Here is a 25196-nt window from a genome sequence, read left to right as displayed (position 1 = left end):
CAGACTATTGCCCTGCACCCCCATTGATCCTAGGATTCGTTTGAGATTTCAAACGCTCTGTCTCCCGTGCGCTCTTTCACTTCCCGCGCGTGCTGGGGCTGATTTCCCTGACGGCAGCCCACAAGGCGCCTTTCAACAACTCTAATTCGCTCCGCGTGCGCGCGGTGCTGTTAAGGAAAGCCGACATGCAGCTCAAAGATACCCAGTTGTTCCGCCAACAAGCCTTTATCGATGGCGCTTGGGTGGATGCGGACAATGGTCAAACCATCAAGGTCAACAACCCGGCCACGGGTGAGATTATCGGCACCGTGCCGAAGATGGGCGCCGCTGAAACCCGTCGCGCCATCGAAGCCGCCGACAAGGCCTTGCCGGCCTGGCGTGCGCTGACCGCCAAGGAGCGCGCCAATAAGCTGCGCCGTTGGTTCGAACTGCTGATCGAAAACCAGGACGACCTCGGTCGCCTGATGACCCTCGAGCAAGGCAAGCCGTTGACCGAAGCCAAGGGCGAGATCGTCTACGCTGCTTCCTTTATCGAGTGGTTCGCCGAAGAAGCCAAGCGCATCTACGGTGACGTGATCCCTGGCCACCAGCCCGACAAGCGTTTGATCGTGATCAAGCAGCCGATCGGCGTGACTGCCGCGATCACGCCGTGGAACTTCCCGGCCGCGATGATCACCCGTAAAGCCGGCCCGGCCCTGGCCGCCGGTTGCACCATGGTGATCAAGCCTGCCTCGCAAACCCCGTTCTCGGCCCTGGCCCTGGTTGAGCTGGCGCACCGTGCCGGTATCCCTAAAGGCGTGCTGAGCGTGGTCACCGGCAGCGCCGGCGACATCGGCGGCGAGCTGACCAGCAACCCGATCGTGCGTAAATTGTCCTTCACCGGCTCGACCGAAATCGGTCGCCAGCTGATGGCTGAATGCGCCAAGGACATCAAGAAAGTTTCCCTGGAGCTGGGCGGCAACGCGCCGTTCATCGTGTTCGACGACGCCGACCTGGATAAGGCCGTCGAAGGCGCGATCATCTCCAAGTACCGCAATAACGGCCAGACCTGCGTCTGTGCCAACCGCCTGTACATCCAGGATTCGGTGTACGACGCGTTCGCGGAAAAACTCAAGGTGGCCGTGGCCAAGCTCAAGATCGGTAACGGTCTGGAAGAAGGCACCACCACGGGCCCGCTGATCGACGGAAAAGCCGTGGCCAAGGTTCAGGAGCACATTGCCGATGCCCTGAGCAAAGGCGCCAAGCTGTTGGCCGGTGGCAAGGTGATGGAAGGCAATTTCTTCGAACCGACCATCCTGGTCGACGTGCCGAAGAACGCCGCCGTGGCTAAGGAAGAAACCTTTGGCCCGCTGGCGCCGCTGTTCCGTTTCAAGGACGAAGCCGAAGTGATCGCGATGTCCAACGACACCGAGTTCGGCCTGGCGTCCTACTTCTATGCGCGTGACCTGGGCCGTGTGTTCCGTGTGGCTGAAGCCCTGGAATACGGCATGGTTGGCGTGAACACCGGGTTGATCTCCAACGAAGTGGCGCCGTTCGGCGGCATCAAGGCTTCGGGCCTGGGCCGTGAAGGCTCCAAGTACGGGATCGAGGACTACCTGGAAATCAAATACCTCTGCCTGGGCATCTAAGTTCTGTAAGGGATAAGCCCGGCAAGGGATTGCAGTAAACGCAAAGGGCACGAGAGCGCTGACCCTTTGCGTGTTTCACATCGTTATTCGTAGTGGCCGGGAAAGCTGTGGCAGTCGATCATCGCATGCTGCCGTAGTTGCCTCCCCGCCACGTATTCCTTGGACCACGCCACCCGATGAGTGGCGAATGAGGACTTTATGAGCAAGACCAACGCTTCCCTGATGAAACGCCGCGAAGCCGCTGTACCGCGCGGTGTTGGCCAGATTCACCCGATCTTCGCCGAATCCGCGAAGAACGCCACCGTGACCGACGTTGAAGGTCGCGAGTTCATCGATTTCGCTGGTGGTATCGCCGTGCTGAACACCGGCCACGTCCACCCGAAAATCATCGCGGCCGTGACCGAGCAGCTGAACAAGCTGACCCACACTTGCTTCCAGGTGTTGGCCTACGAGCCCTACGTAGAGCTGTGCGAAAAAATCAACGCCAAGGTCCCAGGTGATTTCGCCAAAAAAACCCTGCTGGTCACTACCGGGTCCGAAGCGGTAGAAAACGCGGTGAAAATCGCCCGCGCCGCCACTGGCCGTGCCGGTGTCATCGCGTTCACTGGCGCCTACCACGGTCGTACCATGATGACCCTGGGCCTTACCGGTAAAGTCGTGCCTTACTCGGCCGGCATGGGCCTGATGCCAGGTGGCATCTTCCGCGCGCTGTACCCGAACGAGCTGCACGGCGTGAGCGTCGACGACTCCATCGCCAGCATCGAGCGCATCTTCAAGAACGATGCCGAGCCGCGTGACATCGCTGCGATCATCATCGAGCCAGTGCAGGGCGAAGGCGGTTTCTACGTCGCGCCTAAAGCCTTCATGAAGCGCCTGCGTGAACTGTGCGACAAGCACGGCATCCTGCTGATCGCCGACGAAGTGCAAACCGGTGCCGGCCGTACCGGTACTTTCTTCGCCATGGAACAGATGGGCGTCACTGCCGACCTGACCACCTTCGCCAAATCCATCGCTGGCGGTTTCCCGCTGGCCGGTGTGTGCGGCAAGGCCGAGTACATGGACGCCATCGCCCCAGGTGGCCTGGGTGGCACCTACGCGGGTAGCCCGATCGCCTGCGCGGCGGCCCTGGCCGTGCTGGAAGTGTTCGAAGAAGAGCATCTGCTGGATCGCTGCAAAGCCCTTGGCGAACGTCTGGTCACAGGCCTCAAGGCCATCCAGGCCAAGTACCCGGTGATCGGCGACGTGCGTGCCCTGGGCGCCATGATCGCGATCGAGCTGTTCGAAGGTGGCGACACCCACAAGCCAAACGCCGCTGCCGTCTCCGCCGTGGTGGCCAAGGCGCGTGAGAAGGGCTTGATCCTGCTGTCCTGCGGCCCTTACGGCAACGTGTTGCGCATCCTGGTGCCGCTGACCGCGCCGGACGAGCAACTGGACAAAGGCTTGGCAATCATCGAAGAGTGCTTCTCCGAGCTGTAATCGGAAGCTGGCCTGTTCGTAAAGAAACCCGCTTCGGCGGGTTTTTTTGTGCCCGAGGCAGCACATTCAGGCGTTGTTCATTGTACGTGGGCGGTGGCATTGACTAAGGTTGCAGGCATTGCCGATGGAGCGTGCAGATGACTGCTGTTGTTTTACCCGCTGTACCCCGTGTGCTGATTGCCGAGGCGGACCCTTGGTCGCGGGATCTGCTCAAGCAAGTCTTGCTGAATGTGCGCTGTGACGCGCGGCTGGATGTGTGTGCCGATGGGCAGCACGCGGCCACGTTGCTGCGCGAAAAACACTACGACCTGATCCTGGCGGATTGGGAACTGCCGGGCATCGATGGCCTGAGCCTGCTGCGCGACGTACGCCAGCAGCGCCGCTCGCCCGTGCTGCCCTTCATTCTGCTGAGCAGTCGCAATGACAGCGCCAGCGTACGCGAAGCCTTGCCCCTGGCGCCCACGGCCTATCTCACCAAGCCCCTGAACTTGGACGGCCTGACCCAGCGCCTGCAAGACCTGCTGCTCAACGAAGGCGAAAGCGTGTATTGCGAAGTGCCGGCGCTGACGCCGGGCATGACCTTGCCGGCGTTCCTCGAACGTCGCCGCGACGCCTGCGATGGTGCGCCGTTGCGGGTCGATGTGAGGGCGGCCGTGCAGCACAGCCTTGGGCCTGAGGGCCTGGACCTCAAGCAGCTGGAAGACCAGGTGCGCATGGACCCGCAGATTACCGCCGTACTGATCGCCGCCGCCAACAGTGCCGGCCATCACGGCACGCCCGTGCAAACCCTGGCGGCAGCCCTGCACAAACTGGTGGCCGGGCAGAGCATGAACCTGATCCTCGGCCTGGCGCTCAAGCACAATGTGGTATTGGGCGACCCAGCCCTGGTGGCCTACGCCGAGCGCTACTGGCAGGTGTCCCAGGACACCGCCGACTACGCCCGGCGCCTGGCGCGCATGTTGGAACTGGACCACGAACGCTGTTACAGCGCCGGCATCCTGCATCGGCTGGGCGACCTGGCCTTGCTGCGCTGCCTGGAAGACTGGCGCCAGGGCGGCGGAGCCCTGGATGACGAAGCCATCGGCGAGTCCCTGTACACGTTTGGTGCCGCTTATGGCTCGGCACTGCGCGCACGTTGGCGCTTGCCGTTGGAGCTGCGCCAACTGATCGCCGCGATCTATTCCCTGGAGGGTGGGGTGTATGCCCGGGATGCGCTGGTGGTGCACCTGGCCGTGCAAATGGCGCGCTTGACCGAGCGAGAAGGGTTGGAAGAGTTGGCCAGGAGTAAAACGGCACGCTTGCTGAAAGTGGGGTTGTCGGAGCTGATGCGGTTGCGCAAGGCCTAGAGAGCGATGACATTCAAGTGTGGGAGGTCCTGCTGAATAGCTGACTGAGTGCTGTCGCGCAGCAAACTGAACCCCCTGTGGCGAGCGGGCTTGCCCCGCGTTGGGCTGCGCAGCAGCCCCAATAAGGCCACCGCATTTCTTCTGGTAGAACCGGGAGACTGGTTTTAGGGCCGCTTCGCGCCCCAACGCGGGGCAAGCCCGCTCGCCACAAAAATACGCTCGTTTAAGGAAAGGTTTTAATCCTTGATCTGATCTTCTAACCCGCAACCACGCGATTCTTGCCCTGCCGCTTGGCTTCGTACATCGCCGCATCGGCGCGGGCGAACAGGCTGTCCAGGGTTGAATCTTCGTCGGTGAGGCTGGCCAGGCCCTGGCTGACGGTCACGGTGAACGCCTGGCCTTCGTAGCTGAAATTCAGGGCCTGGATCTCTTTGCCCAGGCGTTCGGCCACTTGCAACGCCATCTCCGGTGCGCATCCAGGCAGTACGGCGGCAAACTCTTCACCGCCAATGCGCCCGAACAGGTCGCCACGGCGCAATACGCCTCGACCGCTCTCGGCGATGCGGCGCAGCACCTGGTCGCCCTCCAGGTGACCGTAGGTGTCGTTGACGTCCTTGAAATCATCGATGTCCAGCAACAGGAACGCCAGCGGCGCGCCTTGGGCGCGGGCGCTGTCGAAGGCCTGCTTGGCACATTCGAAAAAGTGCCGGCGGTTGCTGCTCTGGGTCAGCACGTCGGTGGTGGCCAGCCGGTGCAGTTCCATCTCCAGCTGCTTCTTTTCGGTGATGTCTTCGGCTATGCCCACCACGATCACCGGTTCGCCCGGTCCGACCTGCTGGTTGATGTAGCATTTGTCGCTCAACCAGCGAATCTGCCCGTCGGCGGTGATGATGCGGTACTCACGGTCTTCCACGGCACCGTGGTCCAGCACGCGGGCCAGGCTGTATTCGGCGTAGTCGAGGTCTTCGGGGTGAATGCTGTTGCGCCATTCCCGATAGTCGGCGAGCAGCAGGCCGGCCGGGCGTCCAAATATCCGCTCATAGGCCGGGCTGACGTACAGCACGCGGCGCGTCTGCCAATCGACGGCCCACAGCACGGCGTTTACGCTGACCAGCAGTGAACTCAGTAATTGCTCGCGCTCACTGAGCCGTTCGACTTCGCCCTGGGCATGCATGAGCGCCAGCAAGGTCGCCGCCGCTGCGGGTCGGGGCGGCTCTGTGGTGGGCGGATCGGACAGGTAGGGTTTTTCGTGGACCATCGGCACAACTCTCTCTGGGCGCGCCGCAGGATTCAGCAGCGGTCACAACAAGGGGCCACCATGATGGCGAAGTGTTGTTTGAGAGGGACGAATTGCAGCGAAGTTCCGTCATCAGGGGCGATTAGGACGGATTAGCGCGTGTCTGGAGAATGACGTCAAAAAAGTGATTGCGGGGGAGGGCAGGCCCCTCCCCCTGCACCATCAGACCGCCGCAGGGCGCAGCGAATAGGTTTTCAGCTGGTGGGCAAAATCGCGCAGGGACTGGATACCACTGGCCTCTGCCTCATGCACCCATTCCTTGATTGCCGCCAGCATGTCGTGGCCATTGGAGCTGGTCTTGAGCCAGATCTGCTGCAGTGCCAGGCGTTTTTCGTAGATCACGGTCAGCGCGTGGCTGTGTTCCAGCATGCTCTGGATACGCAGGTGATGGCGGTCATCCAGCAAGCTGGTTTCCCGCGACAGCAGGCGCTTGGCGCGGTGGAACTGGTGGCGCACCGAGTGATCGACCTTTTCCAGCTCTTGCTTGACCAGTGGGCCGATCACCAGCTTGCGGTACTGGGCCATGATCTGGAAGCGGTTGTTGAGGATCGCCATGGCGGTGTCCATGTCCAGGTGGCCCTTGCCTTCCACGCGGTGGGCAATCGGTGCCACGCGCTGTACCTTGGCCAGGCGCAGGAAGCTGAATACCTTGATCCACGCCCAACCCAGGTCGAACTCCCATTTTTTCACCGACAATTTGGCGGAGTTGGGATAGGTGTGGTGGTTGTTGTGCAGCTCTTCGCCACCGACGATGATGCCCCACGGCACCAGGTTGGTCGCCGCATCGCGGCATTCGAAGTTACGGTAGCCGATGGCATGGCCGAGGCCGTTGATCACGCCGGCGGCCCAGAACGGAATCCACATCATCTGGATCGCCCAGATGGTGATGCCGATGGTGCCGAACAGCAGCAGGTCGATCACGCCCATGATCGCCACGCCCAGCAACGGGTACGGCGTGTAGAGCTTGCGTTCAAGCCAGTCGTCCGGGCAGTTCTTGCCGTAGATGCGCAGGGTCTCGGGGTTTTCCGCCTCGGCCCGGTACAGCTCGGCACCTTTGCGCAGTACGGTGGACAGGCCTTTGATCACCGGGCTGTGGGGGTCGTCGACGGTTTCGCATTTGGCGTGGTGCTTGCGGTGGATAGCGGTCCACTCGCGGGTGTTCTGCGCCGTGGTCAGCCACAGCCAGAAGCGGAAGAAGTGTTTCAGGCCGGCATTGAGCTCCAGGGAGCGATGGGCTGAATAGCGGTGCAGATAGACGGTGACCGCAACGATGGTCACGTGGGTCATCAACAGAGTGACTGCCACCAGTTGCCAGGCCGACAAGTCAAGAAAACCGTTGTACCACATAGGCTGTATGGCCCTCAGATAAAGAAAAAAACAGCTCACGCATTATCACTAAGCCTACAGAGAAAACCAGCCACCCTTTCAGATAGGAGTGACTGGATGTTTCTTATTCTATAATCCGCAGCCTTTGTAGGGCGAATCTGGCTTTTTAGTAAGGACTACTAACCATATGCTGTTTTCATACCGAGGCGCCCGCCGTGCCGGGTTGGTATATCTGCTGGTTTCGATGCTGTGGGTTGGGCTCACTCAACGGGTATTGATCGAGTTTCTCGATAATCCCAGCGAGCTGAACCAATGGCTGCAGGTGCGCGGCTATGTGTGGGTGGCGCTCAGTGCCCTGGCGATCTACCTGATTTGCGCGCGCTTTGCCCGGGCCAATCTGCTTGCCCAGCCCCTGAAAGAAAACCGCGAGCGCCTGCGCCAGGCGGCTGCTGTATTCGATTGCACCCGTGAAGGCGTACTGGTCACCGACGCCCGTGGGCTGATCGTGCATGTGAACCGCGCCTTTATGGCGATCACCGGCTATCGGCGCGAAGACGTCATGGGCCAGCAACCGAGCCTGTTCAAGTCCGGGCGCCATTCGTCGAGTTTTTATCAACAGATGTTCCAGACCCTGGAGCGAACCGGCGAATGGAGTGGCGAAATCTGGAACCGGCGCAAAAGCGGCGAAATTTATCCACAGTGGCAAACCATCCGTGTGATCCATGATGATCACGGCCAGCTCAGCCATTACGTCGCGGTGTTTTCCGATATCACCGCGATCAAGGATTCCGAGCACGAACTGGCCCACCTTGCCCACCACGACCCCCTGACCGGCCTGCCCAACCGCCTGTTGTTCACCGACCGCGCCGAGCAGGCACTGGCCTCGGCGCAAGTCCACAAGCGCGGCTGCGCCTTGCTGTTGCTTGACCTGGACCACTTCAAGATCATCAACGACAGTCTCGGCCATAACGTCGGCGACCAACTGCTCAAGCAGGTCAGTGAACGCCTTGCAGGTCTGTTTGGCCCGGGTGTCACCCTGGCACGCCTGGGCGGGGATGAGTTCGCCGTATTGGTGGAAAGTTGTCCACAGGTGGTGCAGGCCGCCGCGCTGGCGCAACGCATACTCGATGCTTTGCGGGAGCCGTTCATCTTCGACGGCCATCAGTTGTTTATCAGTGCAAGCATCGGTATCAGCCTGTTCCCCAGTGATGCCCTGAGCGCCGAACAGTTACTGCGCAACGCCGATTCCGCGCTGTTCAAGGCCAAGAGCGTGGGCCGCGAAGGTTACGCCCTGTACACCGAAGAGCTGACCGCCCACGCGCAGAACCGGGTGGAAATCGCCAGCGAACTGCGCCGCGCGCTCGAACAGCAAGAGCTGCGCGTCTATTACCAGCCGGTGCATGACCTGCACAACAGCCGCCTGATCGGTGTCGAAGCGCTGGTGCGCTGGCAACACCCGGAGCGCGGCCTGGTGCCGCCGGTCGAGTTCATCCCCATCGCCGAACGGACCGGGCTGATCGCCGATATCGACGCCTGGGTCATGGACCAGGCCTGTCGCCAAATGTGCCAGTGGCTGGCCGATGGCGTGCAACTGAGCTTTATCGCCATCAATGTCTCCAGCCGCCTGTTCGCCCGACGCGAGTTGTATGAGCAAGTGGCGCAGGTGCTGCACACCACTGGCCTGGACCCCGCCTTTCTGGAGCTGGAAGTCACCGAGAGCGCAGTGATGGAAGACCCTGAAGTGGCCCTGGAACAACTGCACCGCCTGCGCGAACTGGGCTTGCGCCTGGCCATCGACGACTTTGGCACTGGCTATTCCTCGTTGTTGCGCCTCAAGCGCCTGCCGGTGCAGAAGCTCAAGATCGACCAAGGGTTTGTTGCCGGGTTGCCGTGGGACGAAGATGACGCCGCGATTGTGCGGGTGGTCATCGCCCTGGCCAAAAGCATGGGCATGCAGGTGCATGCCGAGGGCATTGAACAGGTGGAGCAGGCCCGGTTCTTGTTGGAGCAAGGCTGCGATATGGGGCAGGGGTATTGGTTTGGGCGGCCAATGCCGGCGCAGGACATTGATTGGCACCGCGCGCCCCCCATCCAGACCTGAAATGCATTCAAATGTGGGAGGGGGCTTGCCCCCGATAGCGGTGTATCCAGTTAGAAACCCTTGACCGAACCACCGCCATCGGGGGCAAGCCCCCTCCCACATTCAGAACTTCACAAGGCGTTATTTCGGCGCTCGGGCGCAAAACCCTCGCGCAACCCCGCGTCCTGTCAGAAAATTCTTTCTGGTTATATAAACATTCTTAAATAGTATTTTTAAGAATATCCGCGCTTATCTACTATCGCCCTCACGCCGCAAGCAGTGCCGCCACTGCGAGGCACTATTCATTTCAGGAGCGAGACCATGAGCGCATCTCTACGTAGCGTCGACGGCCAGGACGAAGCAGCCATTTTGCGTGAGATCCAGAGCGCCCTGCGCGATCTGCGGTTTGGCGCGGTGGAAATCACGGTGCACAACGCCCAAGTGGTACAGATCGAACGCAAGGAAAAATTCCGTCTGCAGAACCCGGGGAACAAACCGAGCTAGGCAAGAACGGCGATAGACCCGCAACTATAAGAAAAAGCCAACACCCCCAGAATTTCAGGAGCTTCTATGTCGTCGATTCGCCGTTATGCCCTGGCCGCCTTGGCCAGTGCCGTGTTTGCCGGTTCCGCCGTTGCCAAGGACTACGAGTTGCTCAACGTCTCGTATGACCCTACCCGTGAGCTGTACCAGGACTACAACGCTGAGTTCACCGCCTTCTGGAAACAGTCCCACCCCGGTGACAACGTCAAGATCCAGCAATCCCACGGTGGTTCGGGCAAGCAAGGCCGGGCCGTGATCGACGGCCTGCGCGCCGACGTGGTGACCCTGGCCCTGGCCGGTGACATCGACGAAATCGCCAAGCTGGGCAAGACCCTGCCGGAGAACTGGCAGACCCGCCTGCCGGACGCCAGCACCCCATACACCTCGACCATCGTGTTCCTGGTGCGCAAGGGCAACCCCAAAGGCATCAAGGACTGGGGCGACCTGATCAAGAAAGACGTGTCCGTGATCACTCCGAACCCGAAAACCTCCGGCGGTGCGCGCTGGAACTTCCTCGCCGCCTGGGCCTATGGCCTCAAGGCCGGTGGCAGCGAAGCCAAGGCCCAGGAATACGTGAAAGAGCTGTTCAAGCACGTACCGGTTCTGGACACGGGTGCCCGTGGTTCGACCATCACCTTCGTCAACAACGGTCAGGGTGACGTGTTGCTGGCCTGGGAAAACGAGGCGTTCCTGGCGCTGAAAGAAGACGGCGGCGCCGACAAGTTCGATATCGTCGTGCCTTCCCTGTCGATCCTCGCCGAGCCGCCAGTGGCCGTGGTCGACAAGAACGCCGAGAAAAAGGGCAACACCGAAATCGCTACTGAATATCTGAAGCACCTGTACAGCCCAGCTGGCCAGGAGATTGCAGCCAAGAATTTCTACCGCCCACGCGATGCAAAAGTGGCTGCCAAATACGCCCAGCAGTTCCCGAAACTGGACCTGGTGACTATCGACAAAGACTTCGGCGGCTGGAAAACTGCCCAACCGAAATTCTTTAACGACGGTGGCGTGTTCGACCAGATCTACACGGCGCAGTAAGCCAAAGTACCTGTAGGAGCGAGGGGGACGCCTAGTTCTTGCTCGCGAAGATCGTCAATGATGACGCGGGCATTCTGAATGAACGCGGTGCCCTTGAGTTCTTCGCGAGCAAGCTCGCTCCTACAGTGGTTTCTACCTTTAACCAAGGACTCTTATGTCGCGTCGTATTTCCCCCGTCATACCCGGCTTCGGGCTGACGCTGGGCTACACCGTGGTGTACCTCAGCCTGATCGTACTCATCCCCCTCGCGGCGATGTTTGTACATGCCGCTCAACTCACCTGGGATCAGTTCTGGAACATCATCTCCGCACCCCGTGTGCTGGCGGCGTTGAAACTGAGCTTCAGCACCGCGTTGTACGCCGCGCTGATCAACGGTGTGATCGGCACGCTGCTGGCCTGGGTGCTGGTGCGCTACACCTTCCCCGGCCGCAAGATCATCGACGCGATGATCGACCTGCCGTTCGCCCTGCCCACCGCCGTGGCCGGTATCGCGCTGACCGCGCTGTACACACCGACCGGCCTGGTCGGTCAGTTCGCCGCCGACCTGGGTTTCAAGATCGCCTACAGCCCCTTGGGCATCACCCTGGCGCTGACCTTCGTCACGCTGCCGTTCGTGGTGCGCACGGTGCAGCCGGTGCTCGCCGATATTCCCCGGGAAGTCGAAGAGGCCGCCGCCTGCCTGGGCGCCAAGCCGTTGCAAGTGTTCCGCTATATCCTCGTGCCCGCGTTGCTGCCCGCCTGGCTGACCGGCTTCGCCCTGGCGTTTGCCCGGGGCGTCGGTGAGTATGGTTCGGTGATTTTCATCGCCGGCAACATGCCGATGAAGACCGAGATCCTGCCGCTGCTGATCATGGTCAAGCTCGACCAATACGACTACCGCGGCGCCACGTCCATCGGCGTGCTGATGCTGGTGGTTTCCTTTGTCCTGCTGCTGCTGATCAACTTGTTGCAGCGGCGCATCGAACGTCCATAAGGAGGCGCGGAACATGTCCCAATCGTCTATTTCCGCTGCAGCCTCGGCCAACGCAGCCCGCCGTGGCAGCGCTGTTTCCCGGCGCATCCTGATCGGCCTGGGCTGGCTGGTGTTCTTCCTGTTCCTGCTGCTGCCGCTGTTTATCGTGGTGTCCCAGGGCTTGAAGAACGGCCTCGGTGCGTTTTTCACCGCGATCCTTGAGCCGGACGCGTTGTCCGCGCTGAAGCTCACGGTGATCGCCGTGTTGATTTCGGTGCCGCTCAACCTGGTATTCGGCGTCAGCGCCGCCTGGTGCGTGAGCAAGTACTCGTTCCGTGGCAAAAGCATCCTGGTGACGCTGATCGACCTGCCGTTCTCGGTCTCGCCGGTGATCGCGGGCCTGGTCTACGTATTGATGTTCGGTGCCCAGGGCCTCTTCGGACCCTGGTTGCAGGCGCATGACATCCAGATCGTGTTCGCCTTGCCCGGCATCGTGTTGGCGACCATCTTCGTGACCGTGCCCTTTGTCGCCCGTGAACTGATCCCGCTGATGCAGGAACAGGGCACCCAGGAAGAAGAGGCCGCGCGCCTGCTGGGCGCCAATGGCTGGCAGATGTTCTGGCATGTGACCGTGCCGAATATCAAATGGGGCCTGATCTACGGCGTGGTGCTGTGTACCGCGCGGGCCATGGGTGAGTTCGGCGCGGTGTCGGTGGTGTCCGGCCACATTCGCGGGGTCACCAACACCTTGCCGCTGCACGTCGAGATTCTCTACAACGAATACAACCACGTCGCCGCCTTTGCGGTGGCGAGCCTGCTGCTGATCCTGGCGCTCTTCATCCTGCTGCTCAAGCAGTGGAGCGAGAACCGTATTAACCGCCTGCGCGCCGCAGCGGCTGAGGAATAAGTCATGTCGATCGAAGTCCGTAATGTCAGCAAGAACTTCAACGCTTTCAAGGCCCTGGACAGCATCAATCTGGATATCCAGAGTGGCGAGCTGGTGGCGTTGCTGGGCCCTTCCGGCTGTGGCAAGACAACGTTGCTGCGCATCATCGCCGGCCTGGAAACCCCGGATGCCGGCAGCATCGTGTTCCACGGTGAAGATGTCTCCGGCCACGACGTGCGTGATCGCAATGTCGGGTTTGTGTTCCAGCACTACGCGCTGTTCCGCCACATGACCGTGTTCGACAACGTTGCCTTCGGCCTGCGCATGAAGCCGAAGAACCAGCGCCCCAACGAAAGCCAGATCGCGGCCAAAGTCCACGAACTGCTGAACATGGTGCAGTTGGACTGGTTGGCCGACCGTTACCCGGAACAACTCTCCGGTGGCCAACGCCAGCGTATCGCCCTGGCCCGCGCCCTGGCGGTAGAGCCCAAAGTGCTGTTGCTGGATGAACCGTTCGGCGCCCTCGACGCCAAGGTGCGTAAAGAGCTGCGCCGCTGGCTGGCGCGCTTGCACGAAGACATCAACCTGACGTCGGTGTTCGTGACCCACGACCAGGAAGAGGCCATGGAAGTCGCCGACCGCATCGTGGTGATGAACAAGGGGGTGATCGAACAGATCGGCTCACCGGGCGACGTCTACGAAAACCCGGCCAGCGATTTTGTGTACCACTTCCTCGGCGACTCCAACCGCCTGCACCTGGGTGAAGACCAGCATGTGCTGTTCCGCCCCCATGAAGTGTCGCTGTCACGTCATGAGCTGGAAGACCACCACGCCGCCGAAGTGCGCGATATTCGCCCCTTGGGCGCGACCACGCGGGTGACGTTGAAGGTTGAAGGCCAAAGCGAGCTGATCGAAGCCGAAGTGGTGAAAGACCACGACAGCCTGACCGGCCTGGCCCGTGGCGAGACCCTGTTCTTCAAGCCCAAGGTCTGGCAAAAAGCGTGATAACTCCGCACTACCCAATGTGAAAATGGAACCAAATGTGGGAGGGGGCTTGCCCCCGATAGCGGTGTATCAGCCAGCCTGTAAATCAACTGACCCACCGCCATCGGGGGCAAGCCCCCTCCCACATTTAGATTTCTCTCGGCTTTAGATCGCGGCGCGCCACCGGGCCCGAGCGTTGCTCAATGTCCGCCTTCAGGTCATGCCGCAACCCCAGCAGAAACGCCAACTCCGCCACCACAAACAGCGGCCCGACAATCAGCCCCGACACATCATCCACAAACGCCGGTTTCTTGCCCTCGTAGTAGTGCCCGACGAACTGAATCACCCAGCCCACCACGAACATGCCGATGCCGCTGCCGAGCCACACCTGCGTGCTGTGCGCGGCCAGCTCATGCCCGGCCCACACTGACAGCCCCATCAGTACCGTCATCAACACACCCAGGGCCAGTTCCAGGCGCAGGTAAAACCACGCCGCCAGCAGCGCGACCAAGACGGCCGGCGATAGCCAGAGCCCGGCCAGCGGCCATTCCGGGCGTGAAAGCAGCACCGCGACGGCCACCACGATCAGCGGGATGCCGATAAAGTGGCTGGCGATATTGCGCGGGTCGCGGTGGTAGGCGGCGTATTGACTGAGGTGGTCGACGAGGCTTTTCATTGTTGTTCCTCCTGTAGGATGTTTGATCATGCCCTGTCAGCCTGCGACTAACTGTCAGTTGGGCGACAATCTTCGGAGTTCCCATGGATGCGACGCAATGGCACGCCCGGTTGGCCGTCGGTCACTGGTTCAGTCACCTGCCCGTACCTTTCCAGCATAGTCTGCTGGCCCATGCCCGGCTGCGGCAGCTGACGGCGGGACAATATCTGTTCAAGCGCGGTGATCCGCCCTGCGGCTTGTATGCGGTGCTTGAAGGCACCTTGCGTGTCAGTGCGGTGAACGAGCACGGCAAGGAAGCGCTGTTGAGCCTGGTGGGAGCGCCCTATTGGTTCGGCGAAATCTGCCTGTTCGACGGCTTGCCACGCACCCACGACGCCTGTGCCACCGGGCCGTGCACGCTGGTGCAGGTGCCGCAGCAGGCGTTGCTGAAGATCCTCGAGGAGTCCCCCCGGTACTGGCGTGACCTGGCCTTGTTGATGAGCCAGAAGCTGCGCCTGAGTTTTATCGGCCTTGAACAGCTCAGCCTGATGCCCGCCTCGGTCCGCCTGGCCCATCGGCTGTTGATGATCGTTGAGGGTTACGGCGACATGGAACCGTCAAAACGCGTGCTGCAACTGCCCCAGGAAGACCTGGCGGCGATGTTGAGCCTGTCGCGCCAGACCACCAATGCCTTGCTCAAGGACCTGCAAGCCCAGGGCATCGTGCGCCTGGGCTACGGCGAGATCGAAATCCTCGACGCACAGCGGCTACGAGAGGCGGCGCACACCTGAGGGTGTTAGCCTGCAACCCTGATCAATCGAGGTGTGTTATGCGCGTGCTGTTAGTGGAACATGAATCCGAAGAGGCACAGCGGATGGCCCAGGGCTTGAACGAGGCGGGCTACACCGTGGAAGTCGCGGCCAACGGCATGGCGGCGCAGCGGTTTGTCGAAAGCGCGGAGTACGACCTGGTGATCCTGGATGTCATGCTGCCGGGCTTGAATGCCTGGAAGTTGCAGCAGGCGATTCGGCAGAAGGGCGAAACGCCGGTGTTGTTCCTGACCACGCCGGGTGGGATTGAAGATCGCCTGCGCGGGCTGGAATTGCACGAGGATGATTACCTGCTCAAGCCGTTTGCGGCCAAGGCATTGGTGATGCGGGTCAAGAAACTGTTGCGGCGGGACCGGAGCCGCTGAATGATCCCGTGACGGTAGTGCCTGAACGATCGCCATCGGGGGCAAGCCCCCTCCCACAAGGGAACGCATTTCAACTGTGGGAGGGGGCTTGCCCCCGATGAGGCCTTCAGCCACCCCGCAAATCCACCTACCGCAACCCATCCCGAAACTGCCCCGGCGTCATCCCCGTCCAGCGCTTGAAAGCGCGGTTAAAGCTGCTGGTATCAGCAAACCCGAGCAGATGACTGATCTCCGCCAATGAGCACTGCGGATCACGCAAGTGCAGCAGCGCCAGGTTTTCCCGGCATTCATTGAGCAACGCATCAAAGCGACACCCCTCGTCCGCCAGATGCCGTTGCAAACTGCGCAAACTCAAGTGCAACGCCTGGGCAATCCGCTCGGCATTCGGCTCGCCGTCGGGCAGTTGCGCCTCGATGGCCGCGCGCACCTTGCGTTCCCAGGTCAGCGGTTGCAGTTGGGCAAGGGTGCGTTTGAGCACGGTTTCGTTGTGTTCGGCCAGTTCCGGGTTGGCATCGTCCAGGTGGCTGTCGAAATCCCTGGCGGCGAATTCGAGGCGGTCTTCCTCGGCGCCGAAAAACACCGGGGCGCGGAACACCGTGTGCCAGGGCTTGGGGTCGGCGGGTTCCGGGCGCCTTAGGTAAACCGCCAACGGCGCATAGTCGCGGCCCAGGCGATTGCGGCAGGTGCGCACATAGATCGCGGCAAATGCATCGATGGCTTCCAGCGCCGGCGCCGGGCTGCCCGGCGGTTGCAGCAGCCGAAAGCGGTAGCGCTCGCCTTCCCGGCTCAGCTCCAGCGTCAGGGCATCGCTGACCACCTGGTGATAACGCACGATGCGTTCGAACACCTCGCGCAGGCTGCCGCTGGCCACCAACGCATAGCCCAACGCATGAAAGGTGGTCGGGCTGACAAACCGCGACACCCGCAAGCCGATCGCCGGGTCGTTGCTGGCCTGCACCGCCAGCTCCCATAGCCGGGTGGTGGCCGACAACGGGTAGCGCGCATTGGGGTCGTCCATCTGCTGGGGGTCGAGACCGGCCTGGGCGCACAGGGCGGCGCTGTCGAGGCCCAGGGCGTCGAGCTGCTTGCGCAGTGCGCGGGTCCAGCTGGCGAGGGAAGTCGGTTCGGTCATGGCGATTGGCGCTTGCGGTCAACAGGTTGGCGTCCGGGGCTAGCGTCCTGCCGGATCGCTTGGGGCAGGATGGACACATCAGTAAACAAGAGGATGGAAGCATGGACGGTACTTCTGCAAGTCCCCAGCAGATGAACGCACAACAGCGTTCGGCGCATATCCGTGAGGTGGTGCTGGCCGAAGGCGTGCGCTTGCGCCAGCAGCACCCCTGGCTGTTGCATCAAGACGCATTGGGCGCGGGCATACTGGTGTTTGCCTTGGCCGGCATGATCGGCTCGGCGGCGCTCTACATCACGGGGGCCATGGCCTGGTGGGTGTGCCTGCTGCTGAACGCGTTCCTGGCGTCACTGACCCACGAGCTGGAACACGACCTGATCCACAGCATGTATTTTCGCAAGCAGCGCCTGCCGCACAACTTGATGATGGGCCTGGTCTGGCTGGCGCGGCCGAGCACCATCAACCCGTGGATTCGCCGGCACCTGCACCTCAATCATCACAAGGTCTCCGGCACCGAGACCGATATGGAAGAGCGCGCCATCACCAACGGCGAGCCCTGGGGCTTGGCGCGGTTGCTGATGGTGGGCGATAACGTGATGTCGGCGTTTATCCGCATGCTGCGCGCCAAGACCTGGGACCACAAACTCAAGATCCTCAAGCGTTCGCTGCTGGTGTACGCGCCGCTGGCGTTGCTGCATTGGGGCGCGTGGTACGTGTTCCTCGGTTTTCATGCCGCCAACGGCATCGCCAGCCTGCTGGGCACGCCGATCGCCTGGTCCGCCGGTACCTTGCAGGTGATGCACGTGATCGATATCGCAGCCGTGGTGATCATCGGCCCCAACGTGCTGCGCACCTTTTGCCTGCACTTCGTCAGTTCCAACATGCACTACTACGGCGATGTTGAGCTGGGCAATGTGATCCAGCAGACCCAAGTACTCAACCCCTGGTGGATGTGGCCATTGCAGGCGTTCTGCTTCAACTTCGGCAGCACCCACGGGATTCACCATTTTGTGGTCAAGGAACCGTTCTACATCCGCCAGATGACGGCCAAGGTGGCGCATAAGGTCATGGCTGAGATGGGCGTGCGGTTCAATGATTTCGGTACGTTTGCGCGGGCCAATCGGCTTGAACCCGCCACGCGGCCGCAGGCCCGCCTCAATCCGGCTGAAACGGCGATGCGCTGAGCACCACGCCGGTTTCGTCCACATACTGTTGCCAATGGCCGATTAACGTGGCGAGTTTGTCCGGATGACTCAAGGCCAGGTCGTGGATTTCTCCAGGGTCCTGGCCCAGGTCATACAGCTGCCAGGTCGCCGGGCCCACGGGGCCGGGGATGTATACGGCCTTCCACTGGCCCTGGCGAATCGCGCGGCGGCCAAACAGTTCCCAGCCGGTCACCGTGTTGTCGTCGTGCACCTGGGTGGTTTCGCCAGAGAGGAAGCCCAGCCACGACTTGCCTCGCAGCGGCGCCACCGGCTTGCCGCGCCATTGTTTGCCCGGATGACGCACGCCGGCCAGGTCCAGGATGGTCGGCGTGATGTCCATCACCGTGCCGAACCCGTGGCTGATACGACCTTTGAGCGACAACTGCGGATAGTGCACCAGCGCCGGTACGCGAATCCCGCCTTCGGTGGTGAACGCCTTGAACAACCGCGACGGCGCCGTCGCCACCTGCGCCCATGACGGGCCATACCAGACATAGGAGTTGGCGCGGCCAATGTTGTCCAGGCTGTTGTCGTAATGTTGGTTGAGGTAGGTGAGCAACTGCGGTCCGAACTTGGGGAACGCCTCCAACAGCGCACCTTCGGCGCCGTTGTCGGACATGAACACAATGAACGTATTGTCCAACTGCCCCAGCTGGCGCAGGTAGTCCACGACCCGACCGATGTTCCAGTCCATGCGCTCGACCATCGCCGCATACACCTCCATGGCCCGCGCCGATACCTGGCGCTGCTCGTCGGTCAAGGCGGCCCACTGGGTGGTCAGCTCGATCAACGGGTGGGGTTCGACTTCAGCGTCGATCAGCCCCAGTGCCTTGAGTTTTTCCAGGCGTTCCAGGCGCAGCACTTCGGGGCCGGCGTCGTAGCGGCCACGGTACTTCTCGACGATGTCCGCAGGCGCTTGCAACGGCCAGTGCGGCGCCGAAAACGGCAGGTAAGCGAAGAACGGCCGGGTCTGGTCGCGCTCCTTGAGGTAGTGCAGCAGCTTGTCGCCGAAGGCATCCGAGGAATAGAAATCCTTGGGCAACTGCTCGACGAACCGGTCGTCTTCGATGTACAGCGCCGGGGTGGATTTGAGCAGGCCTGGGGTGTCGTCGTTATAGGTCGGTTCGAAGCCGTAGTGGTTGGCCGCCCCCGGCAGCAGTGAGAACGAACGCTCGAAACCGCGGGCGTGAGGCGCCAGTTCGGCGGTCAGGCCCAGGTGCCACTTGCCGCTCATCAGCGTCTGGTAACCGGCCTCGCGCAGCAGCTCTGGCAGCGCCACCACCTTGTCATTCAGGTAACCCTCGTAGCCGGGCTTACCGATCAGCTCCGGGGTCAGCGCCTCGGCCATGGTGCCGATACCCGCGATATGGTGGTCGGTGCCGGTCAGCAGCATCGAACGGGTGGGCGAGCAGGTGGGGGCGGTGTGGAAGTCGGTCAGGCGCAGGCCGTTCAGCGCCAGGGCGTCCAGGTGCGGGGTGGAAATTTCCCCGCCAAAGGCCCCGAGGTCGGAGAAGCCCATGTCATCGGCCAGGATCACGAGAAAATTGGGACGTTGCGGCATCAAGGCACTCCTCATTAGCAGGCGGTTTTTCAGCAGGCGATAAAGGCCAGTGGCAGGTCGCGGATCTGTTCGCGCGCGGGCGGCTGGTAATGGCCGTCGCTGGTCAGTTCGTGCAGCAGCTCTTCACGCAGTTGGTGGAATTCGAAACTGCTGCGCTGGCGCGGGTGGGGCAGGGCGATATCCACCACCTGCTTGATTCGCCCAGGCCGGGGCTCCATCACCACCACGCGGTCGGCGAGGAAAATCGCTTCCTCCACATCGTGGGTCACCAATACCGTGGTGATTTTGGCGCGGGCGCGGATCGCCAGGAGTTCGTCCTGCATTTGCTGGCGGGTCAGGGCGTCGAGGGCGCCGAACGGTTCGTCCAGCAGCAGGATGCGCGGGCTGGCCACCAGGCCGCGGGCAATCGCCACCCGTTGCGCCATGCCACCGGACAGTTGGTGCGGATAGGCGCGGGTGAAGTCGGTGAGGCCGACCAGTTCGATAAAGTCAGCAATGCGCCGGTTTCGCTCGGCCTCGCTCAACGGCTCGTTGACCAGGCCCAGGCCGATGTTTTCCGCCACGGTCAGCCAGGGGAACAAACGGTGCTCCTGGAACACGATGCCGCGTTCGCCGCCGATGCCGCTGACCGCTTTGCCGTCGACGCGGATCTCGCCGCGAAACTGCGTATCCAGCCCCACCAACAGGCGCAGCAGGGTGGATTTGCCGCAGCCGCTGGAGCCGACAATCGCGACGAATTCGCCTTCGGCAATCTCCAGATTGAATTCGCGGATGGCTTCCAGCTCGAAGCCGTCGACGTCAAAGGTCTTGCCCACATGGTTGAAGCTGACGATAGGTGCGTTCATGCGTGTCTCCAGCGGGTGGCGCGGGTTTCGATGCGCTGGCCGATCAGGTTGAGGGCCGCGCCGGTGAGGCCGACCAGGAGCATGCCGCTCATGATCAGGTCCATGCGCAGCAGTTGTTGGGCGCCGATCATCAGGCTGCCGATACCGCCGTTGGACGGCATGAAATATTCCGCACCGATGGTGCCCAGCCAGGCGTAGATCAGGCTCAGGCGCAGGCCGGCGAAAATACCGGCTGCGGCGCCTGGCAGCACCAGGCGTCGTAACCGTTGGAACAGGTTCAGGCGCAACACCTGCGCCGCTTCGTTGAGCTGCGGCGACAGATTCAGCACGCTGCGTTGGGTGGCGATAAACAGCGGGAAGAAGGCGGCGAGGGCGATGAACACCCACTTGGCCAACTCACCCAGGCCAAACCACGCAGTGAGCAACGGCACCCAGGCGAAAATCGCGATCTGGCGCAAGGCGGCCAGGGTCGGCCCGAGGACCCGCTCGCTGCGCCGGGACAGCCCCAGCCACAGGCCCATGGCAAAGCCAAGGCCGCCACCGAGTAGCAACCCGCCCAGGCTTCGCCCCAGGCTGGTGCCCAGTGCAGCGCTCAGGTTGCCATCCACGACCCCGGCGACGGTGGTGTGCAATACCACCCATGGGCTGACCAGAATGTTCGGGTCTACCCAGCCTTGTTGCGTCGCGACCTGCCACAGCGCCAGCAACAGTAAGGGCAGCAACCACGGTTGCAAACGCTGCCAGCCTTGATAGCGCGGCCCGCGACGAATCTGCGCCGTGGCCGGATGGGGCCAGTGCACCCATTTGCGATCCAGCCAGCCAATGCCGCGATCCATCGCGATGCCCAGCACGCCGATCACCACGATGCACACGAAGACAATATCCAACATGAACAGCTGGCGCGCCCACACCATCAGGTAGCCGATGCCTTCGCTGGAGGCCAGCAACTCCACCGCCAGCAGCGAGGTCCAGCCGGCCGCCAGGGCCAGGCGTACACCGGCCATGAATGCCGGCAGCGCGGCGGGCAGGATCAGGCGACGGATCAACAGATACGTGGGCAGGCGCAATACACGGGCGGCTTCACGCAACTGGGGTTGGGCGTCGCGCACGCCGACCAGGGTGTGCAGGGTCACGGGCACCACGATCGCCTTCACCAGCACCACCAGTTTGAGGGTTTCGCCAATGCCGAAGAACACCATGAACAGTGGAATCCAGGCCAGCGTCGGTACTTGCGACAATGCGCTGAACGTCGGAAACACCAGGCGCTCGGCGCGCGCACTGAAACCCAGCAACGCCCCCAGCAGCGCCCCGGCGCCAATGCCCGCCAGCAGCCCCCAGAACAGGCGTTGCAGGCTGATTGCCAGGTGGCTCCACAACTCGCCGCCGGCCAGTTCCACGGCGCTGCTCCACACCAGGGACGGTGGCGGCAGGATCTGCTCGCTCATCCAGTGATTGCGGCTGGCCAGCCACCACAGCGCCAACAGCGTCACCGGCAGCAACCATGGCAACAGCCGTTCACTGCGCAGCGGCCAGCGTGGCGTGGCGCCGGGGGCCGCGAGCGGGAGGCTCAAAAGTGAAATTCGGGCCATGGAGGACCTCCGTTGTCGCCGATGGCGTTATGTGTTTTTGATCTTATAAAAACGTAATCAAGATGATTGGGGGATAAGAAAAATCATTTAAAGCTTCTGCCCGGCACGCATCCAATGCATTCGAAGAATATTTTCGATGCTGTTTATGCATAGTCCTCTGGGGCCGGCGTTTTCACTTGCATAGATCTAAAAGCTATTAAATTGTGAATTTATAGTATTTAAAGTTTTTATCCGCCTGTGCCTACTTTCTGCTCCCCAGGCGACCCTCGCCCACAAGGAGCTGCGCTTATGAAACTGCCTTTCAAACGTCTGATCACCCTGGTCGCAGGCACCGCACTGGCGGGCCTGGTACAGGCTGCCGACCTCAAGGAAATCCGCATCGCCGTGCCCGACCTCAGCGCCGGCAGCCAGCACAGTGGTGGGGGCATAACGGACGTGCTGCGCGAGCAGCAGATCTTCGAAAAAGCCTTTGCCGACCAAGGCATCAAGATCCAGTGGAATTACTTCAAGGGCGCCGGCCCCGTGATCAATGAAGCCTTTGCCAACGGGCAGGTAGACCTGGCTTACCTGGGCGACCTGGCGGCGATCATCGGCCGCTCCAATGGCCTGGAGACGCGCTTGCTCAGTGCCACCGCGCGGGACATCAAGCAGTACCTCGGCGTGGTACCGGGCTCTGGCATCAAGACCTTGCAGGACCTCAAGGGCAAGCGCGTCGCGGTGTTCCGTGGTACGGCAAGCCAACTGTCGTTCGACAGCGCGCTGGCCAGCCAGGGCTTGAGTGAGAAGGACCTCAAAGTCATCAGCCTGGACTACAGCGCCGCCAATGCCGCGCTGGCCGCCAAGCAGATCGACGCCACCTGGGGCGGTTCGAACCTGACGGCGTTGCAAGCCAAGGGGCTGGCTGAAATACCCCTGACCACCAAGGATCTCGGCGGCGCCGGCAGCGTCCAGGCGGTGCTGGTGGGCAGCAAACAGTTTGTCGACGAGCATCCCGACGCCGTGGCCAAGCTGCTCAAGGCCCAGCAGCAGGCGGTGCAATGGTTGACCGATGACAACAACAAGCAGGCCTACATTGCGCTGGTGTCCGGGCTGGCCAGCTACCCGCCGCTGATCCTCACCAATGACTTGAAAGACCAGACCCTCAGCGAGGTCTTCCCGTCGACCCTGGACCCGGTGTTCCTGGCTAAATTGCAGGGCGCGGTGGACCTGGCCTCCAAGGAGAAGCTGATTCGCAAGTCGTTCCAGGTGAGTGACTGGGTGGCGCCGAATCTGGCGGCGGCGGGGCTCTGAGTTGGGTGGTGTCCAGGCGATGAGGCCCTTCAAACCGCCACACTCATCTCCTGGCTGTCCACCTCCACCAAGGTCTCGATCATCGCCTTCGCCGCTGGCGACAACCGCGAACCGGTGCGGCTGACGATGCCGCAGCGGGCGCTCATGGTCTCCATGTTCTGCGGCAGGTTGCGCCAGTGCAGCAGCTTCAACGTGCCTTGGGCGATGTCGTCGGCGAACGCCTCCTCGGTGCCCACGCCGATGGCATTGGACTGCAGCACAATCTTCACCAGCGCCGGGAAATGTTCGGTCTGGATGCTCGGGGAAAAATCCATGCGCCCACTCAGGTTCGCCAACAGTTTGCGAATGCCCTGGGAGATCAGCGGCGACGCCAGCGGGTAGTCGAACATGTCGTTGGTCGACAGGCTGTCCTTGTCCAGCAGCGGGTGCCCCGGGCGGCAGAAAAATACCCCGCGCTTGGGCGTCAGTGCACGGGTCTGGAAATTCGGATCAGCTTCGAACTGACGGATGTCGGCGATAAAGAATTCGATCTCTTCGCGGCTCAGGGCGCGGCTGAGTTTTTCCCAGTTATCCACCTGGAAACTGGTACGGATTTTCGGGTGGGCGCTGATAAAGCGCGCCACCGCATCCGGCACCAGTTTCACCGCCGGCGCCGGGCCGCAGCCAAAGCGCAGGTCGCCGGCGTCGAGCTTGGTCATGCGCGTCACTTCACTGCTCAGCAGGTTGGCGCCATGCACCAGGGTCAGCGCGTGTTGCAGTACCACTTGGCCTTCCGGCGTGGGGCGCAGATCCTTGTGGCCGCGGTCGACCAGCACACAGCCGAATTCCTGTTCCAGCCCCTGGATGCTGCGGCTGAACGCCGGTTGGGTGATGCCCATGGCGTCCGCCGCACGCACGAAACTGCGGTGTTCGTTGAGGGCGATGAAGTACCGCAGTTGGCGAAGATCCATATGCTTTCCCTGCATCTTAAAAATAGGTCGAAGGCATTTGCGACCACGGGAGCAGAGGTTTTAAATGCAAGCTCTTATTCCGTCAATGAAGCATTGGTTCATTTGCTAGATCTAAATTGCATATGAATAGAGCGTTGTCGGAAAGCTCCCCACCATCAGTAGGCACAAGAGGGTCATCACAATGAGCAACGCCGCATTAGCTGTTCAACCCGTCGCCCAGGCGCTGGATATTCACCCGGTCGCCGGCCGCATCGGCGCCGAGATCCGTGGCATTAGGCTGTCCGGCGATCTGGATGCCGCTACGGTCGACGCCATCCAGCAGGCGCTGGTGCAATACAAGGTGATCTTCTTCCGTGAGCAGACCCACCTCGATGACCAGAGTCAGGAAGCTTTCGCCCACTTGCTCGGCGAGCCGATTGCCCACCCGACGGTGCCGGTGCGCGACGGTACGCGCTTCCTGATGGAACTGGACGGTACCCGTGGCCAGCGCGCCAATTCCTGGCACACCGACGTGACCTTCGTCGACGCCTACCCGAAAGCCTCGATCCTGCGTTCGGTACTCGCCCCCAAGTCCGGTGGCGACACGGTGTGGGCCAACACCTCAAGCGCCTACAACGACCTCAGCGTCGAACTGCGCGCACTGGCGGATAACTTGTGGGCGGTGCACAGCAACGAATACGACTACGCCGCGCTCAAGCCGGATGTGTCGGCAGAGCGGCTCGAGGCATACCGCAAGGTGTTTACCTCGACGGTGTACGAAACCGAGCACCCGGTGGTGCGCGTACACCCGGTCAGTGGTGAGAAGACCCTGTTGCTGGGGCACTTCGTCAAGCGCCTGAAAGGCTATTCCCAGGCAGATTCGACCCAGTTGTTCAACCTGTTGCAAAGCCACGTCACCCGCCTGGAAAACACCGTGCGCTGGCGTTGGAATACCGGCGACGTGGCGATCTGGGACAACCGCGCGACCCAGCATTACGCGGTGGACGACTACGGCACCCAGGAACGCATCGTGCGCCGGGTGACGCTCAAGGGCGATGTGCCGGTGGGTGTGCAGGGGCAGCGCAGCCAGACCACCAAAGGTCTCTGAGCTGACAACGCTTCACCTGTGGGAGGGGGCAAGCCCTGATGCCAGTCAGTTAAGAGATAGAACTAGCAAACAGTAACCCGTGGCGAGCGGGCTTGTTGTGGCGAGCGGGCTTGCCCCGCGTTGGGCTGCGAAGC

The 25196-nt window shown here is 61.9% G+C and carries 22 protein-coding genes; 14 read left to right on the top strand and 8 right to left on the bottom strand.

From position 1 onward, the window contains the following. Nucleotides 1–185: 185 nt before the first annotated feature. The 3 genes from gabD (at nucleotide 186) to ACODSV_RS27425 (ending at nucleotide 4450) form a co-directional block, all read left to right on the top strand. A complete protein-coding gene (gene gabD, locus ACODSV_RS27435; protein ID WP_069075000.1) occupies nucleotides 186–1628 on the top strand; it encodes an NADP-dependent succinate-semialdehyde dehydrogenase in 1443 nt (480 codons plus the stop codon). A gap of 198 nt (nucleotides 1629–1826) precedes the next feature. Next, the gene (gene gabT, locus ACODSV_RS27430; protein ID WP_024072736.1) at nucleotides 1827–3104 is read left to right on the top strand and encodes a 4-aminobutyrate--2-oxoglutarate transaminase; all 1278 of its coding nucleotides are present in this window, start codon (nucleotides 1827–1829) and stop codon (nucleotides 3102–3104) included. Between the two features lie 137 nt (nucleotides 3105–3241). After that, on the top strand, nucleotides 3242–4450 hold the full coding sequence (locus ACODSV_RS27425) for an HDOD domain-containing protein (protein ID WP_150054922.1): 1209 nt from the start codon (nucleotides 3242–3244) through the stop codon (nucleotides 4448–4450). 256 nt (nucleotides 4451–4706) lie between these two features. Here the strand turns inward: ACODSV_RS27425 and ACODSV_RS27420 are convergent, their stop codons facing one another. Next, complete coding sequence (locus tag ACODSV_RS27420; RefSeq protein WP_102624808.1) at nucleotides 4707–5708, bottom strand: GGDEF domain-containing protein; 1002 nt, start codon at nucleotides 5706–5708, stop codon at nucleotides 4707–4709. Between the two features lie 201 nt (nucleotides 5709–5909). Beyond that, nucleotides 5910–7094 carry a delta-9 fatty acid desaturase DesA gene (desA, locus tag ACODSV_RS27415; protein WP_024072739.1) on the bottom strand — a complete coding sequence of 395 codons (1185 nt, stop codon included), beginning with the start codon at nucleotides 7092–7094 and terminating at the stop codon, nucleotides 5910–5912. Between the two features lie 166 nt (nucleotides 7095–7260). Here desA and dibA point away from each other — a divergent pair, with 166 nt between their 5' ends. The 6 genes from dibA (at nucleotide 7261) to ACODSV_RS27385 (ending at nucleotide 13577) form a co-directional block, all read left to right on the top strand. After that, nucleotides 7261–9174 (top strand): phosphodiesterase DibA, encoded by a 1914-nt coding sequence (dibA, locus tag ACODSV_RS27410; protein ID WP_454843091.1) that lies wholly within the window; start codon nucleotides 7261–7263, stop codon nucleotides 9172–9174. A gap of 300 nt (nucleotides 9175–9474) precedes the next feature. Further along, nucleotides 9475–9657, top strand: a complete 183-nt coding sequence (oscA, locus tag ACODSV_RS27405) for a sulfur starvation response protein OscA (protein WP_003170956.1) — start codon at nucleotides 9475–9477, stop codon at nucleotides 9655–9657. A gap of 66 nt (nucleotides 9658–9723) precedes the next feature. Continuing rightward, nucleotides 9724–10734 carry a sulfate ABC transporter substrate-binding protein gene (locus ACODSV_RS27400; protein WP_069075004.1) on the top strand — a complete coding sequence of 337 codons (1011 nt, stop codon included), beginning with the start codon at nucleotides 9724–9726 and terminating at the stop codon, nucleotides 10732–10734. Nucleotides 10735–10888: 154 nt separating this feature from the next. Beyond that, nucleotides 10889–11707, top strand: a complete 819-nt coding sequence (cysT, locus tag ACODSV_RS27395; RefSeq protein WP_024072742.1) for a sulfate ABC transporter permease subunit CysT — start codon at nucleotides 10889–10891, stop codon at nucleotides 11705–11707. 13 nt (nucleotides 11708–11720) lie between these two features. Continuing rightward, a complete protein-coding gene (cysW, locus tag ACODSV_RS27390; protein WP_024072743.1) occupies nucleotides 11721–12593 on the top strand; it encodes a sulfate ABC transporter permease subunit CysW in 873 nt (290 codons plus the stop codon). A gap of 3 nt (nucleotides 12594–12596) precedes the next feature. Continuing rightward, entirely contained in the window at nucleotides 12597–13577 is a 981-nt protein-coding gene (locus ACODSV_RS27385; RefSeq protein ID WP_024072744.1) for a sulfate/molybdate ABC transporter ATP-binding protein, read from the top strand. A 127-nt stretch (nucleotides 13578–13704) separates the two neighbouring features. On the opposite strand, the gene ACODSV_RS27380 is transcribed toward ACODSV_RS27385, so the two are convergent. Continuing rightward, nucleotides 13705–14232, bottom strand: a complete 528-nt coding sequence (locus ACODSV_RS27380) for an Mpo1 family 2-hydroxy fatty acid dioxygenase (protein ID WP_150095603.1) — start codon at nucleotides 14230–14232, stop codon at nucleotides 13705–13707. A gap of 83 nt (nucleotides 14233–14315) precedes the next feature. On the opposite strand from ACODSV_RS27380, the gene ACODSV_RS27375 reads away from it, so the two are divergent. Together ACODSV_RS27375 and ACODSV_RS27370 are read left to right on the top strand one after the other, a co-directional pair. Then, nucleotides 14316–15002, top strand: coding sequence for a Crp/Fnr family transcriptional regulator (locus ACODSV_RS27375; protein ID WP_150056533.1), 687 nt, complete (start codon nucleotides 14316–14318; stop codon nucleotides 15000–15002). Between the two features lie 38 nt (nucleotides 15003–15040). Further along, entirely contained in the window at nucleotides 15041–15406 is a 366-nt protein-coding gene (locus tag ACODSV_RS27370; RefSeq protein WP_024072747.1) for a response regulator, read from the top strand. Nucleotides 15407–15533: 127 nt separating this feature from the next. Here ACODSV_RS27370 and ACODSV_RS27365 read toward each other — a convergent pair whose 3' ends face one another. Next, a complete protein-coding gene (locus ACODSV_RS27365; RefSeq protein WP_024072748.1) occupies nucleotides 15534–16538 on the bottom strand; it encodes an AraC family transcriptional regulator in 1005 nt (334 codons plus the stop codon). Between the two features lie 101 nt (nucleotides 16539–16639). On the opposite strand from ACODSV_RS27365, the gene ACODSV_RS27360 reads away from it, so the two are divergent. Then, nucleotides 16640–17719 (top strand): fatty acid desaturase, encoded by a 1080-nt coding sequence (locus ACODSV_RS27360; protein ID WP_150054091.1) that lies wholly within the window; start codon nucleotides 16640–16642, stop codon nucleotides 17717–17719. On the opposite strand, the gene ACODSV_RS27355 is transcribed toward ACODSV_RS27360, so the two are convergent. From ACODSV_RS27355 to ACODSV_RS27345, 3 genes are read right to left on the bottom strand one after another with little or no spacing between them, the layout of a single operon-like run. After that, a complete protein-coding gene (locus ACODSV_RS27355; protein WP_150054092.1) occupies nucleotides 17691–19301 on the bottom strand; it encodes an arylsulfatase in 1611 nt (536 codons plus the stop codon). The two genes, ACODSV_RS27360 and ACODSV_RS27355, sit on opposite strands and share 29 nt — an antisense overlap. Nucleotides 19302–19330: 29 nt before the next feature. Continuing rightward, complete coding sequence (locus ACODSV_RS27350) at nucleotides 19331–20146, bottom strand: ABC transporter ATP-binding protein (RefSeq protein WP_102624811.1); 816 nt, start codon at nucleotides 20144–20146, stop codon at nucleotides 19331–19333. Further along, on the bottom strand, nucleotides 20143–21735 hold the full coding sequence (locus ACODSV_RS27345) for an ABC transporter permease (protein ID WP_150054093.1): 1593 nt from the start codon (nucleotides 21733–21735) through the stop codon (nucleotides 20143–20145). The genes ACODSV_RS27350 and ACODSV_RS27345 overlap by 4 nt, the downstream gene beginning before the upstream one ends. Nucleotides 21736–22023: 288 nt before the next feature. Between ACODSV_RS27345 and ACODSV_RS27340 the strand changes: the two genes are divergently transcribed. Then, nucleotides 22024–23025 (top strand): ABC transporter substrate-binding protein, encoded by a 1002-nt coding sequence (locus ACODSV_RS27340; RefSeq protein ID WP_150054094.1) that lies wholly within the window; start codon nucleotides 22024–22026, stop codon nucleotides 23023–23025. 29 nt (nucleotides 23026–23054) lie between these two features. Here the strand turns inward: ACODSV_RS27340 and ACODSV_RS27335 are convergent, their stop codons facing one another. Next, nucleotides 23055–23975, bottom strand: coding sequence for a LysR family transcriptional regulator (locus tag ACODSV_RS27335; RefSeq protein ID WP_024072753.1), 921 nt, complete (start codon nucleotides 23973–23975; stop codon nucleotides 23055–23057). Between the two features lie 181 nt (nucleotides 23976–24156). On the opposite strand from ACODSV_RS27335, the gene ACODSV_RS27330 reads away from it, so the two are divergent. Further along, nucleotides 24157–25062, top strand: a complete 906-nt coding sequence (locus ACODSV_RS27330) for a TauD/TfdA dioxygenase family protein (RefSeq protein WP_069075011.1) — start codon at nucleotides 24157–24159, stop codon at nucleotides 25060–25062. The last annotated feature ends 134 nt before the right edge of the window (nucleotides 25063–25196 follow it).

This window comes from Pseudomonas sp. FG86 (assembly GCF_057808775.1).
Note: the sequence above shows the minus strand (reverse complement) of the source record. Positions and strands in the feature narration are given on the sequence as shown.

Coding starts and splice junctions, on each gene's coding strand:
- ACODSV_RS27330 (WP_069075011.1), top strand. CDS start 24,157: ATGAGCAACGCCGCATTAGCTGTTCAACCCGTCGCCCAGGCGCTGGAT.
- dibA (WP_454843091.1), top strand. CDS start 7,261: ATGCTGTTTTCATACCGAGGCGCCCGCCGTGCCGGGTTGGTATATCTG.
- ACODSV_RS27420 (WP_102624808.1), bottom strand. CDS start 5,708: ATGGTCCACGAAAAACCCTACCTGTCCGATCCGCCCACCACAGAGCCG.
- ACODSV_RS27350 (WP_102624811.1), bottom strand. CDS start 20,146: ATGAACGCACCTATCGTCAGCTTCAACCATGTGGGCAAGACCTTTGAC.
- ACODSV_RS27355 (WP_150054092.1), bottom strand. CDS start 19,301: ATGCCGCAACGTCCCAATTTTCTCGTGATCCTGGCCGATGACATGGGC.
- desA (WP_024072739.1), bottom strand. CDS start 7,094: ATGTGGTACAACGGTTTTCTTGACTTGTCGGCCTGGCAACTGGTGGCA.
- ACODSV_RS27335 (WP_024072753.1), bottom strand. CDS start 23,975: ATGGATCTTCGCCAACTGCGGTACTTCATCGCCCTCAACGAACACCGC.
- gabT (WP_024072736.1), top strand. CDS start 1,827: ATGAGCAAGACCAACGCTTCCCTGATGAAACGCCGCGAAGCCGCTGTA.
- ACODSV_RS27385 (WP_024072744.1), top strand. CDS start 12,597: ATGTCGATCGAAGTCCGTAATGTCAGCAAGAACTTCAACGCTTTCAAG.
- ACODSV_RS27345 (WP_150054093.1), bottom strand. CDS start 21,735: ATGGCCCGAATTTCACTTTTGAGCCTCCCGCTCGCGGCCCCCGGCGCC.
- gabD (WP_069075000.1), top strand. CDS start 186: ATGCAGCTCAAAGATACCCAGTTGTTCCGCCAACAAGCCTTTATCGAT.
- ACODSV_RS27380 (WP_150095603.1), bottom strand. CDS start 14,232: ATGAAAAGCCTCGTCGACCACCTCAGTCAATACGCCGCCTACCACCGC.
- ACODSV_RS27340 (WP_150054094.1), top strand. CDS start 22,024: ATGAAACTGCCTTTCAAACGTCTGATCACCCTGGTCGCAGGCACCGCA.
- ACODSV_RS27360 (WP_150054091.1), top strand. CDS start 16,640: ATGGACGGTACTTCTGCAAGTCCCCAGCAGATGAACGCACAACAGCGT.
- oscA (WP_003170956.1), top strand. CDS start 9,475: ATGAGCGCATCTCTACGTAGCGTCGACGGCCAGGACGAAGCAGCCATT.
- cysW (WP_024072743.1), top strand. CDS start 11,721: ATGTCCCAATCGTCTATTTCCGCTGCAGCCTCGGCCAACGCAGCCCGC.
- ACODSV_RS27375 (WP_150056533.1), top strand. CDS start 14,316: ATGGATGCGACGCAATGGCACGCCCGGTTGGCCGTCGGTCACTGGTTC.
- ACODSV_RS27365 (WP_024072748.1), bottom strand. CDS start 16,538: ATGACCGAACCGACTTCCCTCGCCAGCTGGACCCGCGCACTGCGCAAG.
- ACODSV_RS27370 (WP_024072747.1), top strand. CDS start 15,041: ATGCGCGTGCTGTTAGTGGAACATGAATCCGAAGAGGCACAGCGGATG.
- ACODSV_RS27425 (WP_150054922.1), top strand. CDS start 3,242: ATGACTGCTGTTGTTTTACCCGCTGTACCCCGTGTGCTGATTGCCGAG.
- ACODSV_RS27400 (WP_069075004.1), top strand. CDS start 9,724: ATGTCGTCGATTCGCCGTTATGCCCTGGCCGCCTTGGCCAGTGCCGTG.
- cysT (WP_024072742.1), top strand. CDS start 10,889: ATGTCGCGTCGTATTTCCCCCGTCATACCCGGCTTCGGGCTGACGCTG.